Origin of the sequence: Peribacillus sp. FSL E2-0159 (assembly GCF_038643155.1) — a bacterium.
Lineage (GTDB): Bacteria > Bacillota > Bacilli > Bacillales > DSM-1321 > Peribacillus > Peribacillus simplex.
Map to the genome: position 1 here is coordinate 2,313,549 of NZ_CP152053.1, position 13,318 is coordinate 2,326,866.

Annotated in this window: 12 protein-coding genes and 1 tRNA gene; 10 read left to right on the forward strand and 3 right to left on the reverse strand. The window is 37.1% G+C overall.

The window, feature by feature from the left end:
* Positions 1-14: 14 nt before the first annotated feature.
* Entirely contained in the window at positions 15-692 is a 678-nt protein-coding gene (locus tag NYE63_RS11480) for a DUF969 domain-containing protein (protein ID WP_342605212.1), read from the reverse strand.
* Positions 693-1,187: 495 nt separating this feature from the next.
* On the opposite strand from NYE63_RS11480, the gene NYE63_RS11485 reads away from it, so the two are divergent.
* The 8 genes from NYE63_RS11485 to NYE63_RS11520 all read left to right on the forward strand — a co-directional run bounded on the left by NYE63_RS11485 (position 1,188) and on the right by NYE63_RS11520 (position 8,933).
* Positions 1,188-1,577 (forward strand): VOC family protein, encoded by a 390-nt coding sequence (locus tag NYE63_RS11485; RefSeq protein ID WP_148358832.1) that lies wholly within the window; start codon positions 1,188-1,190, stop codon positions 1,575-1,577.
* Between the two features lie 148 nt (positions 1,578-1,725).
* Entirely contained in the window at positions 1,726-2,073 is a 348-nt protein-coding gene (locus NYE63_RS11490; RefSeq protein ID WP_342605213.1) for a glyoxalase, read from the forward strand.
* 212 nt (positions 2,074-2,285) lie between these two features.
* On the forward strand, positions 2,286-3,581 hold the full coding sequence (locus NYE63_RS11495; protein WP_342603074.1) for an IS110 family transposase: 1,296 nt from the start codon (positions 2,286-2,288) through the stop codon (positions 3,579-3,581).
* Positions 3,582-4,075: 494 nt separating this feature from the next.
* On the forward strand, positions 4,076-4,555 hold the full coding sequence (locus NYE63_RS11500) for a hypothetical protein (RefSeq protein WP_342605214.1): 480 nt from the start codon (positions 4,076-4,078) through the stop codon (positions 4,553-4,555).
* A 513-nt stretch (positions 4,556-5,068) separates the two neighbouring features.
* Positions 5,069-5,263 carry a hypothetical protein gene (locus tag NYE63_RS11505; RefSeq protein ID WP_061463105.1) on the forward strand — a complete coding sequence of 65 codons (195 nt, stop codon included), beginning with the start codon at positions 5,069-5,071 and terminating at the stop codon, positions 5,261-5,263.
* A 455-nt stretch (positions 5,264-5,718) separates the two neighbouring features.
* Positions 5,719-5,789, forward strand: a tRNA-Ala gene (locus NYE63_RS11510).
* 283 nt (positions 5,790-6,072) lie between these two features.
* Positions 6,073-7,611 (forward strand): multicopper oxidase, encoded by a 1,539-nt coding sequence (locus NYE63_RS11515; protein WP_342605215.1) that lies wholly within the window; start codon positions 6,073-6,075, stop codon positions 7,609-7,611.
* A gap of 434 nt (positions 7,612-8,045) precedes the next feature.
* The gene (locus tag NYE63_RS11520; protein ID WP_342605216.1) at positions 8,046-8,933 is read left to right on the forward strand and encodes an alpha/beta hydrolase; all 888 of its coding nucleotides are present in this window, start codon (positions 8,046-8,048) and stop codon (positions 8,931-8,933) included.
* Between the two features lie 385 nt (positions 8,934-9,318).
* Here NYE63_RS11520 and NYE63_RS11525 read toward each other — a convergent pair whose 3' ends face one another.
* Together NYE63_RS11525 and NYE63_RS11530 are read right to left on the reverse strand one after the other, a co-directional pair.
* Entirely contained in the window at positions 9,319-9,597 is a 279-nt protein-coding gene (locus NYE63_RS11525; RefSeq protein ID WP_255264142.1) for a hypothetical protein, read from the reverse strand.
* 5 nt (positions 9,598-9,602) lie between these two features.
* Positions 9,603-10,550 carry an IS110 family transposase gene (locus tag NYE63_RS11530; protein ID WP_342602057.1) on the reverse strand — a complete coding sequence of 316 codons (948 nt, stop codon included), beginning with the start codon at positions 10,548-10,550 and terminating at the stop codon, positions 9,603-9,605.
* A 481-nt stretch (positions 10,551-11,031) separates the two neighbouring features.
* Here NYE63_RS11530 and NYE63_RS11535 point away from each other — a divergent pair, with 481 nt between their 5' ends.
* Together NYE63_RS11535 and NYE63_RS11540 are read left to right on the forward strand one after the other, a co-directional pair.
* Positions 11,032-11,340, forward strand: coding sequence for a GNAT family N-acetyltransferase (locus NYE63_RS11535; RefSeq protein WP_342605217.1), 309 nt, complete (start codon positions 11,032-11,034; stop codon positions 11,338-11,340).
* Between the two features lie 40 nt (positions 11,341-11,380).
* Entirely contained in the window at positions 11,381-13,174 is a 1,794-nt protein-coding gene (locus NYE63_RS11540; protein WP_342605737.1) for a XylR N-terminal domain-containing protein, read from the forward strand.
* Positions 13,175-13,318: the final 144 nt, after the last annotated feature.

Genomic DNA, 13,318 nt, shown 5'->3' on the forward strand with positions numbered 1-13,318 from the left:
CTTTGGAGTGTTTTTTATTTTTTTCCACGATTGCCCAAACGTTTATCCAGCTTTTTATCAAACATACGGAGGCGAATGGCGTGTACGATAAAAGCAAAGATGGCAGTAGGAATTCCCCATAACGCCATTGATATTGGGTCAGCAGGGATATTGTTTTGTTCAAAAAATCCGTTCATCAATAGAATTGCACCAACCGCCACGAAAATATCTTCTCCGAAAAACAAGCCGATATTATCAGTAGCGGCAGCATGTGCACGGATTTCCTGCTGCTCTTTCTCAGGCAGCTTACCATATTTTGATATAGCAGCCCCTTCTGCCATTGGGGCAATCAGCGGGCGTACAGTCTGCGGATGACCACCAAGGCTGTTTAAACCAAGAGCAGCTCCGACTTCCCTAATCAATAAATACATAGTCAATACCCGGCCAACAGTGATGGCTTTAATTTTTGATACCACCTTTGAAGCTTGTTGCTGGAGACCATTTTTTTCAAGCAGCCCAATAACGGGAAGCGTGACTATTAGAATAGACATGTACCTGTTAGTTGTAAATGCTTCGCCAAATTGGGTAATAATACTGGTAATGGGAATACCGGCAATCATCCCCGTTACGAGGGCTGAAACCGTTACCACAACTGCTGAATTGAATCTAAGTACGAATCCAATCATGATTAAAAGAACACCAATTAGAACCATATATATCCCCTTTCTTATTATTAAAACTATTCTGCAAAAATATAAACTAAGTGCTATTGTATATTAAATTAAGAATTTTTTAAATAAATTTTTTATTGATCCAAGTGATTAATTATGTGAAAATCGAGGTTTTTAATGAAAGAATAGAAAAAATGGATCAAAAATACTTATTTACAACAGTAGTAAAACTAAAAAATAGGACACGCCTATTCGGTGGAAGAAGGAGCATTAAAGAGATTCAAGAATAATATCACCAGGAATAGGATTGTTATATAGTCTATTTAACTAACGGGTGCGAAGATTTAAGCTGACTTTAAGTTAGCTTTTTCTTTATACATCTATCGAGCGCAGTTTAGTTAAAGAAGGATTATTGATTCTAGTTGCCGAATTGTTTAAATTAACCGATCAAGCTTCAGATGCGGTGCGAGAGGGCATCTTAGCCATAAAACGACTACGGTAAAAAATAAATTAGTTGAAATGAAAGAAGTGAAGGTTTTGATTAAATATAAATGTCTCCATCATGTAAGTCTTACCGTGACAGATTTGGAAAGAGCAAAAGAATTCTATGGTAAAACTTTATGTTTAAAAGAAATACAGCGTCCTAATTTTGATTTTCCAGGAGCCTGGTATGAAATAGAGGGATATCAACTTCACTTGATAGTCGATCCCTCTTCACAGACGATTCGTAAGGATAAAAGATTATCCAGCAGAGAAGGTCACTTTGCCCTTAGAGTCGAGAACTACTATGACACTCTTAAATGGTTAAAACAGAATGCAGTTGAAATCCTTGAAAAACCATACGGGAAAAGTGGATTCGCACAAATTTTCTGTGCCGACCCTGATGGTAATTTGATTGAACTAAATGTTAATCAACAAGATCTATAAGTAGGCAAAGATAAGGGCTTCCATTACTGGCTCTTTTCTTATTGAAGTGACGGGGCAGTATAGTTGAAAAAGGAACTTAAATTTAAATCTCGAATATCTAATGTAATCGGATAGCTAAAAATTTGATGACAGACAGGAGTTAGATACGATGATAAAAGGTTTCGGAGGAATATTTTGGAGAACTAATAATCTTGAATCTGTAAAAAAATGGTACAATGAAGTGTTGAAGATTGAAATAGAAAATTGGAATGGGACTGTGATAAAACCCCAATTAGGAAATGAGACTATCTTTTCTTTCTTTACCGAGAATGACAGTTATTTTCCAACAGAACAACAAGTGATGTTAAATTTCCAAGTGCATAATCTGAACGAAACTATTAAACATCTTGAACATATTGGTGTACCTCTTGCAAAGAAAAAAGAGATTAGTGAATTTGGAAAGTTTATTTGGATTGAAGATCCTGAAGGTCGACTGATCGAGCTTTGGGAGAAATAAACGAGTTGTAATTCATTTGCTATTGAGCTAACGGGTGTGTTAGCTGAAGATCGGAGCTGTCTTTAAGGCAGCTTTTTCTTTATGCAACTAACGGGGCAGCATTCCTGTAATAACTGAAAATGAGGTTTGAACGATAAAAGACCTCTTGATAAGATGAATGTGTCCTGAGCTGGCCAGCTAAAAAGGACAAAAACATCTATCGGAGGCCTCAAATGAATTATAACCAAAATCATAAAATCACTCAAATTACTTTTGAAACCTTAATTGTCGGAGTAGACATCGCCAAACACAATCATGTCGCGAGAGCACAAGATTATAGAGGAATGGAATTGGGTAAAACGTGTTTCTTTGAAAATACGAAAGCAGGATTTCATTCGTTTCTAGATTGGATTAACCACCTAGTTAAAGCGTGTAAGTTAAATCAAGTGATTGTAGGCATGGAGCCAACCGGTCACTACTGGTTAAATCTAGCTCATCTCCTGAAAGAGAATAATATTAAGTTCGTATCTGTCAATCCACTACATGTTAAACGAAGTAAAGAATTAGACGATAATTCACCTACAAAGAATGACGTGAAAGATGCAAAAGTCATAGCACAGTTAGTCAAAGACGGAAGATACGCCGAACCAACAATTCCACAAGGAATTTATGCAGAACTCAGAGTGGCCAAAAAACTTCGCGATCTTCTCAACGTTGACTTACAGGTCGTTCAGGGACAAGTTCATAACTGGCTTGATCGTTACTTTCCCGAATTTTTGACGGTGTTCAAAAGTTGGGAAGGCAAGGCAGCTATTCATTTTCTAAAGCTAGAAGCCTTGCCACATGAACTTGTAAAGTATACGGATGAAGAGCTCTTACTTTCCTTAAGACAAGTGGTAAAACGCAGTATAGGCTTAAAGAAGATACGAGCACTTAAAGAAGCAGCCAATCGTTCGATTGGTATTCGTCAAGGGGCAGCTATGGCGAAATTAGAGTTGAGAGCTTTACTAGAGAAGTATGATTTTATTCAAATGAAATTCGAAGAATTAGATCATCAATTAGATCAGTTATTAGACCATATCCCAGGTGTCACACAGATGTTAGAGGTGTCAGGGATTGGTCGGGATACAGTAGCAGGTTTTTTCGCAGAGGTCGGCGACCTCAGAGACTATCAACATCCTCGCCAAATTGTAAAATTAGCAGGTTTAAGTTTAAAAGAGAACACATCCGGAAAGCACAAAGGTCAGACCAAGATTACCAAACGGGGCCGAAAGAAATTGAGGGCTCTCTTATTCCGAGCATCCATGATACTGGTGGCAAAGAACAAGGCTTTTAAAGCCCTTCATATCTATTACACAACACGTTCTCACAATCCCTTAAAGAAAATGCAATCTCTGATAGCCTTGTGTAACAAGCTTATTCGAATTCTGTTTTCAATCGGTAAAAAACAATTTACGTTTCAAGAAGATAAGATGTTAAAGGATATCCCTCATATGGAAACATTTGTAGCACATCAAACAGTCGCATAGATTATTGAATTTTAAGGTTACAAGTCATTTAATTAACACTCATTTAAAAGTGAAGCACGGATTAGTCGGCAAAGCAACTAACGTGAGGACTTAGATCCTGTGGGGCAGCATGACCGACATCCACCTCATGGAAAGGTTGAACGAAGGAATGTAGGAGCATCGACTCTGTGAGACATGGGAGGGTTGACCTCCATGAGACATGTGGATATCCAAAAGTGCGATCATAACATTGATTAAACCAATTTTTTCCTATAATTGGCTAGTTTAGCATACACTTTTTTCGATAAATCCCTATCCTTGAGGAGTAATGCCGAGCTTACATAGATAACGGTTAATGATATGACTATGAAATCCTAAGAATTCTAGAGCAATCGTGAGATTGTGTTTAGTTTATTGAGGCAGGTTAGTTGAATACGGAAGGACTATTAGAAAAATTACAGAATAAATAAGATTGGAGAAAAAAATTAATTAATTGAACAATAAGGAGAATTTAAATGAATAAAGCTCGCAACAATAAAATGAAAAAAACGTGGAAGTTAATTGGCATATTCATAGTGCTCTTCTTTGTTTATTATAGCTTTTTTTATTTTCCAACTGTACCAACTGCTTCGATAAAAAATGAGCATAAGACATATGAATTGAAAGCAAAAGATTATGATTATAGTGCTTTTGGAAAAAGTATTACAAAAAATCTTACTTATAAAAGCGTAAATGAACTAAATACATATTTACAAAATGAACCAGAAATAACGGTCCATTCTAACCATCATTTTACTTATAAAATTAGTGCATCAACTACTGCTACGAACATATTTTTTTACAGTGTAGATCGAAATAAAGTTATACCACGTTTTGAATCCGAATCAACCGTTCAATCCATTTCAGAACCTGGTCATTATATTCTTGAATACTTATCTGAATTTGAAACAGGAAAAGTAGCAAGTTATTTTGTTAAGATTAATGTAGTAAAATAATAAAAATATCAAAGAATTGAAGCAAAAAATCTGAAATTCCTTATGTAACTAACGGGTGCTTTACTTCATTAAGAAATAGTAAAATGGAAGAGGTTTTGTATGAGAATTAATGAGAATGAGAAAAAGAATTTATGGAAATCTTTAATAAATAATGGGTTCTTGAGTGCCCTTTTTGTTATGTTAATAGGAATTATAGTTTTGATTTATGTACTAATTTAATTTACTTGTTCAACGTGTGGCTTTACTTCAATATAGAGTAAAGCCATTTTCTTATTCAATGAGCAAATCTCTTCTATTAAACAAAACCAGCTAAGTTTGTGATTTAATACACTTAAACTAACGGGTGCGTTAGCGTCATAAGAAGGCAGCCAATTGGCGGCCTTTTGAATGTGAGATTATTGATTATTACCATTATCATACTTTCGAATTCAAGTAACCCCCAATTAACCGGTCAGTTTAATTGAAGAAGATACTGTATAATATTGATATATTTAATATTTTTGGAGGTCTAAAATGATTAACGGTGGAGATGGATTATTTGCTCTTGTAGCTTTTTTACCTATTATTTTTTATTTAGTTCTTACTGTTTTTGCTATTTATTTTGTAATTAAGGTAATAAAGTTCATGAATGAAAAAATAAAATTAGACAAAGAAAAAAATGAGAAGCTTGATGAATTAATTAAGGTCAATCAAAGTAAAAAAGATTAAATGATTTTAGATTAATTCAACAAACGGGCGCTTTTCTTTAATAAGAAGGCGTCTTTTTGTATTGCACCAGATTCTAGAACAACACATTTTAGGGATTGGATTATGTTAAAGTTTAGAAGAGATTGTGAAGGTTTCTACTTAAACTATAGGGTGCGTTAGCTGAAGATCTGAGCTGTCTTTAAGGCAGCTCTTTTCTTTCTTATGGAACTAAAGGGGCAGTTTAGTTTAAGATGAACTTCTATCTCTTCAGACAACGAAAAGTTTTAAATGATATGATTAAATATGAATTAATACAGAATTTTAGAGGGAAAGAGAAAAATTGTTCGATTCAAATAAAAAAGGAAGAGGGTGTTTCATATCTATAGGTAAATGTGTTCATTTGCAGTGTTCATATAACATTTAACCTTGTTTATATGTACAGAAAATAGAATGATTCTGATCCCATTTTTTAAAATGGGGTTGTAGCTCAGGGGAGAGCATTTGCATGGCAGGCAAAAGGTCGTGGGCTCAATTCCCATCAACTCCATACAAAAAAGAAAACACTTCCTTATTTAATAAATGAGGTGTTTTCTTTTTATTTGGATCTGTTAAATTTCATTATTGATTAAAAAGACTGCCTTAAATTGCAGTCTTCAATTGTTCTTTATCAACTAACGCCTCCGTTAGTTACACAAGCTTGCATAGAATATATCACGCACTTTTATTCATTTTGTCAACTGCAATCACCATTTGAATTTGTCATACAGAGCTTGTAATATTTATAACCTTTAGAAAGTAGGTAATTATAATTAGCAGAAAGGAGAGGAAATATGATTCTCTCTAAATTTGTAGATGAACTCCCTATTCCCCCTATTATAAAACCTCGATGGAAAGATCAGTTCTATACTTATTATGAAGTGAATATGACGGAATTTAAGCAATCACTCCATCGTGAGTTAAATGATACAACTGTTTGGGGATACGAAGGTGGCTATCCAGGACCTACCATTGAAGTAGAAAGAGGAGAAATCGTGTTTATCAAATGGATCAACAATCTTCCAGATAAGCATCTGTTTCCAGTAGACTATACGGTGCATGGAGCCCATATGGATGTACCTGAAGTACGAACGGTAGTTCATGTACACGGTGCATGTGTTGAATCGGAAAGTGATGGCTACCCAGAGGCTTGGTTTACAAAGGAATTCAAACAAGTTGGTCGATATTTTAGAAAGCAAGTATATCGATATGATAATTGCGGTCATGATTCCACCCTCTGGTATCATGACCATGCCCTTGGTATCACTAGGCTTAATGTTTATGCAGGGGTGGCTGGATTTTATCTAATCAGAGATCAACACGAACGTTTATTGAATTTACCAAGTGAGCAATATGAGATCCCTCTTATGATACAAGATAAGACTTTCAATAAGGATGGTTCACTATATTACCCTAAACAGCCAGATCAACCAATCCCGAAATTAGAAACGTCGATCATTCCTGAATTTGTTGGAGATACGATTATCGTGAATGGCAAAGTACATCCATATTTAAAAGTGGAACCTCGTAAATATCGATTTAGACTACTAAACGCATCCAACACCCGTTTTTTTAGAATGAAGCTTGATTCGGAACAACCTATGTATCAAATTGCGACGGATGGAGGATTAATGCAGCACCCAATAGGTGTAAAAGAAATCATGTTAGCGCCTGCAGAACGTGCAGAAGTAATCATTGATTTTACCAATCTTGAGGGTAAGTATATTATCATGACAAACGATGCTCCAGCTCCATTTCCAACCGGAAATGGAAATCAGATAAATGAAAATACAGGCACAGTGATGCAATTTAGAGTGATTCTTCCATTATCAAGTGTCGATACGAGTGTTATTCCGGCTTATATGATGCCTGTTCCCAAAATAAGAGAACAATTAGCTTCGAAGGTGAGATATCTAACATTAAATGACAATATGGATAAGTACGGTCGTGAATTTATGTTATTGGATAATAAACAATGGGATGCCCCAATAACTGAAAATCCAAAATTAGGATCAACCGAAATATGGTGTCTTATTAACTTAACTACGGATACACACCCTATCCATCTCCACTTAATTGATTTTCAAATCTTAGATCGAAGAGATTTCGATGTAGAAAGGTATAAAAAGGAGAAAATTATCCATTATACAGGTCCTGTGATTCCTCCAGAACCTTATGAACGAGGATGGAAGGATACCGTTCAATCTAACCCTAATCAAGTAACTCGTATTATCATGAAGTTTGATCCTTATACAGGTTTGTATGTTTGGCACTGTCATATATTAGAACACGAGGATTACGAAATGATGAGACCATATATAGTTATCCGATAATTAGATTTTTCCGAATAACAAAATTAATCTATAAAGATCATTGGGACTTAACACCCAATGTTTTTTACATATAAAGCTAACCTGCTCCGTTAGCTGCATAACAAAAATAAAAACGACCTGCAAAGGGCGATTTGAAAAAGTCGTTCTTCTTATGCCACTAACCTGCCCGTTTGTGGCATAAGAAATCAAGATTACTCCTTTACTAGGCCTGAAGATCAATTACGGTGAGCCGTACCATATTGGTGGTTGGGGTCGGGGTTAAAACAATTGCCTTTTCTACAAATTGTTATTTTCACAGTTTGGAATCAGTACGGTTATTTCAGTTTCTCCACCGTTCTCTCTTGCGGCTTTTTTTGGCGGATCGAGTGTGGGACCTCTCAACCGCAGTGGGCATAAGCTGATAGTATATGTCGATTTGAAAGGATGTCTTGTACATGTTTCCTTATCTCCAAGAAATTTATCAATTCCCCTATCCCGATTATAGGTTTATGCCCCGCGGCTATTATTACTCCCCTTATTCTGAAGGATGGTGGCTCTGGAGCAATGGTGCCCTCGAATCGGATGAAAGATACCGTTTACCCGCACAGCAACGGCTTACCTTCGTACTTGTGCATGGTTCTTGGGCTGACGCTCACTTCTGGGACGGCGTAGCGGCGGTGTTGCGCAGTCGAGGGCATGCCGTCTATACGCCGGAATACGCAGGTCACGGCAAAGATCCGAACAAAGATGTCACGCATGCGATGATCACGAAGTCGGTCGTTGATTTTATAACGAAACTGAACCTACGCAACTTTGTTCTAGTCGGGCACAGCTTTGGCGGAACTGTCATCCAAAAGGTTGCAGAACAGGTACCGGATCGCATAAAGCGCCTTGTCTTCTGGGACGCGTTCGTACTGAAAGACGGCGAATCGGTTGCCGACGAGTTCTCGCCCCAAATGAGGCAAGGTTTCGAGCAGCTCAGAGCCGGCTCGAAGGACGATACTGTCATGCTTCCGTTTCCGCTGTTTCGGGATTTGTTCGTCAATACGGCCACTTTGGAGGAAGCCAAACGGATGTATGCAGGCATCACTCCGGAACCGGCTAAGCCGCTTTTCGAGAAGCTAGATCTTAAAGCGTTCTACGCGCTGCCTACGCTCAAAAGCTATGTATATTTCTACCAAGACAACGCATTGCCACAAGGAGAGGGCTTCGGCTGGCATCCGCATATGTCCATGCGGCTCGGCCAGTTCCGCCTGATCGTCGGCGACGGCGACCACTTTACGGACACGCGTACAAGGCCGGCTATGGTGGCTCAGAAGTTTTACGAGGCGGGTCGGGACTGATGTGCTATAAGAGCATTTTATTGTGTGGCCAGAGCAAGATCAATCCGTAATCCGCCAAAATTCGGGAATTGATCGGTAAGGAAACAAGAGGTGTTTAAAAAGGCCATCCTTTGCAGGGTCCCTTTTTAAGTATTAGTATTATCTAATTAACTAACACTTAAAGTGTTTCCAAATACTCTATATAGAATTAACGGAAGTAGTAGGAGCAACCAGGCAGTGATTATAAGCATGAGTAAGCTAGCGGGTGCGTTTGCTGAAGATCGGGGCTGTCTTAAGGCAGCTTTTTTGTATGAAAACATATTCGTGAAAGGCCATACTAAAATAAGCCCACCATATTCTAATTTTTTTGATGGACGTAAATGTACTATGTCGTTATTTTAACTGGTTATGCAGTTTGTTGTTCAGATGGAGCGATTGTATAGCCTTTCTTTTTTAGGTATTCGATCATTTTTAATTCTTTGTTCATTTGTTTTTCTTCAAGGTAATTTGAGCCTAGTTCTTGATAGGGTTCCCCTGTTTTTAAGATGTTGTAAGCAATCGTTAATAGTAAATGAGCAGAAGCGATTCGTCCCTTCATTTTTCCCTGCCGTTTGGTAATCCTTTTTCGATGTGAAGCAATTCGATTATTTTGCCTTGATGTCGCTAGTACACACTCTACAGCCATCGTTTTTAAAGCTTTGTTACCTTGTGTGGTTTTACTCGTTTTTTTTTACCAGCACTTTCGTAATTTCCGGGACTCACACCAGCCCAAGAGGCAAGGTGTTTAGCTGACTTAAATACGGACATATCAACGCCCATCTCTGCAATAAAAGTAGCTGCGGCAGCTTTGTTCACACCAGGTATTCCATCCAATAATTCTACTTCTTTACGATAGGGGGACAGGAGTTGATCGATTTGTTTTTCCAATTCTTCTATGGCTTTTTCTAAATAACTCATATGCTCCCAATGGTAACGCAACATATCACGATGATGACGGCGAATACGACCATTAATTGCACTGGCAATGTCAGTAATACTTGCTTTTGTTCGCCAATCCACCATTTTTCGAAGACCATCGGTCTCTATTTTTTCACCGTTTAGAATCGCTTCAAGGATACGGCGTCCCGATACACCAAAAATGTCTGATAGTACGGATGTTAGCTTGATATTAGCATCTTGAAGAATTTTGTGAATGCGATTCTGCTCTGAGGTGCGATGATGAATCAATTTTTTTCGATAACGAGTAAGATCTCGTAAATCACGAATATCCTCCGGTGGAACAAAATTGCTTTCAATAAGTCCGCATCTTAGAAGCTTGGCAAGCCATTCGGCATCTTTCACATCAGTTTTACGCCCTGGAACATTTTTGACATGTCTGGCATTGGCAAGAACAAGGTGAAAAGAATCTTCGAGTATATTCCATATTGGTTTCCAGTAGACTCCAGTACTTTCCATCACAACATCGGATACCCGAAGGGTAGTTAACCAATCACTTAAAGCCAAGAGTCCTGTTGTTGTAGTTGAAAAAGTTTCAATAGAGGTATTTGGCTTTTTATCTAATGGACCAAATAATACACAGGCTACTACTGTTTCTTGGTGTACATCTAGGCCAGCACACCGTTCAATCATTGCTTCCATAGGAGAATCACCTCAATAAAAGATTAACAATACATATGACAGGAGATTTGTTACAAAAATTTTTGTATACGTACTAGCAGTACACTAAATGGTTCTTCAATACTGTCACAACCAGTTTCTTATACAGGGTATCTTCCATAAGATCCACCAAAAAAAGTTCAGCCTGGGTGTATTGTTATCATCCATTATCGTCAAGGGGTTAATGGGTTAGACTCTATTTTTGAGTTTAGATTTTCGTAGTAGATGGTGGCGGCGAGGAGCGCCGCCATAGGAGTTTCTTATGGAACTAAGGGGCAGGTTACTTGAAGAAGAGCTATGTTAAAAGTTCAACTAATTCTACTAATTTATGGTAACGTTAACGTTAAATTAATGAATTTTATTAGGGGAGCTAAAATTATGGGTATTATAGTTTCAATCTTTTACGGCTTTGCTGGTTTAGTTATTCTATTTTTTATTGTTCAATATGCCATTAGTAGTGGGATTGACAATTCTAAATTTAAAATTCACTATAGAAGATAAAATTATTGGCTCGGTGAGAGGACATGAAAAAAACGGCGTTTGTTATGTCGAGCGATTAATGGTACATCCGGATGCTCAAAAACGGGGAATTGGCAAGCAGTTAATGATGGAATTGGAAAAGTATTTTCCTACTTGCGCGCGATTTGACCTATATACTGGGTCCTTAAGTTTTGGTAATATTCGTCTATATAAATCCATCGGTTACAAAAGTTTTAAAATAGAAATGATCCGTGAAAATATAGAGTTTGTATTTATGGAGAAAATCAATTGAGCAAAACTTTCAGCTGACAAATAGGGAGGAAAAAATGTTGATGAAAGCTAATCAGTTACTTTTGCAAAACTTGATAGATATCAATCCGCGCACAGGGGTAATTAAGCTTCATGATAAACGAATGGCATTAATCTCTGTTGAGGCACTTGGAATTTTACGTAATGACTTAATTAATACACTCGGTAAAGAACGAGCGAAAGGATTTCTAATGCGCTACGGCTGGGCTTGTGGCAAACGAGCTGCTGAGTCACTCAAGGAAAATTATGAATGGGGATCAACAAAGGAATTGATGCTGTCAGGAACAGCGATGCATACATTTGAAGGCATTGTCACAGTAGAACCCGATATTTTAGAAATAAATGGTGATCATTTATATTTTACAGGGTATTGGAAAAATTCATTTGAAGTCACCAATCATCTAGTTGGAAATAAGATTGGTCCTGAGGCAACCTGCTGGACGCTCATCGGTTATGCAAGCGGGTATCTAACGAGCGCCTTCGGGAAAGAAGTGGTTGCTTATGAGAAATACTGTCACGGGAAAGGTGATCAAGAATGTTACTTCGTCGCACAAACCGTTGCGCACTGTGATGAAGAGAATTTAAAAGATCTGCGCTATTACATGGCTGAATCATTACAATCCGTGTTAGAAGACGTCTATACGGAAATTGAGCAACTAAACGAAAATATTATAGAATCCGAAGAAGTCCAAAATCAGTTGACTGAACTTTTTTTAGAAGACAAAGATATTAACGATATTACGCATACGATTTGCGATATACTTGGACGCAGTATCGTAATTGACCATTTCAAGGAAGTGTATTCTGCGCATTTTAAAAGTACAGAAGATTTACTAGCATATAATAAATGGAAAAATAGTCGTGTTGTGACAAAGCAGCAAGAAGGTTTGTTTTTTGAGTCATTCAGTATTAAAAGCCATAAGATTCAACTTGGCAGACTAACGGTTATTGGGGATAAAAAGCTTGACCAAAGGGAGCAATTAATCATCAATCGTGCATTAATGGTGTTTACCATTCAAATGTATCATAAGCGTAAAATTACGGAATCCATATGGAAAAAAAGAGAAGACTTTTTTGATGAAATTATTGACAATAAGTTGTTAGATGAAACGACTTTGATAAGACAAGCGACAATTTTCGGCTTTAATCCAAATGAGCCTCATCGCATTATTGCGATTAAAGTCATTCCAAGAAAGATGAAAGATAAAGTCTTAAATTTTCTTTCGAATAAATACCCTGAACTCGATTTATTCATAAAAGATGGATATATCGTGATGATTATTGCGGAGGATAAGGAACAAGATATTGAAAGAATGTCTATGAATATCCTTGATGAAATCAAAAAACACATACCTGATGTCATCATACATATTGGTTCTGGACGTACCGTAGAATCGATACACATGATGAGAAATAGTTATATTGATGCAACCCGGATTTGCGATTTTGTTCAATTGACGTACCCAGTTAGCAGTAGACAAGCCACGTATAAAGAGTTAGAAGGCATTATGATGTTCTTAAAAGGCGCAGATCATAAGGAATTAATCAAATTTTATACAAAGACAATCGGAAGTTTAATAGAATACGACAATGAGAATTCTGGGAGTCTTCTCATTACGTTAAAATCATATTTAGATAATAACGGAAATCTTCAACAAACGGCGGATGATTTACATTTATCAATTGCTGGTCTACGTTATCGGATTGAAAGAATTGAGTCACTTAGCGATATTGATTTGAAAAAAGGATCAGGACGATTTAATGGGCAGTTGGCCACTAGAATCTATTTTGCGTTAAAAGTTGTGAATAGCCAATAAGAAAGGCGCAAGGCTCCTGGAGTATAGACAGATTAGGAAAATAAAATACTTTGAAAAAGGATGAATCGCTCACTGGTTCGTCTTTTTTAGTGAAAAGCTATAACACAGTAAAATTTGTTCGAAATCTTTTACGGTTACTAATAT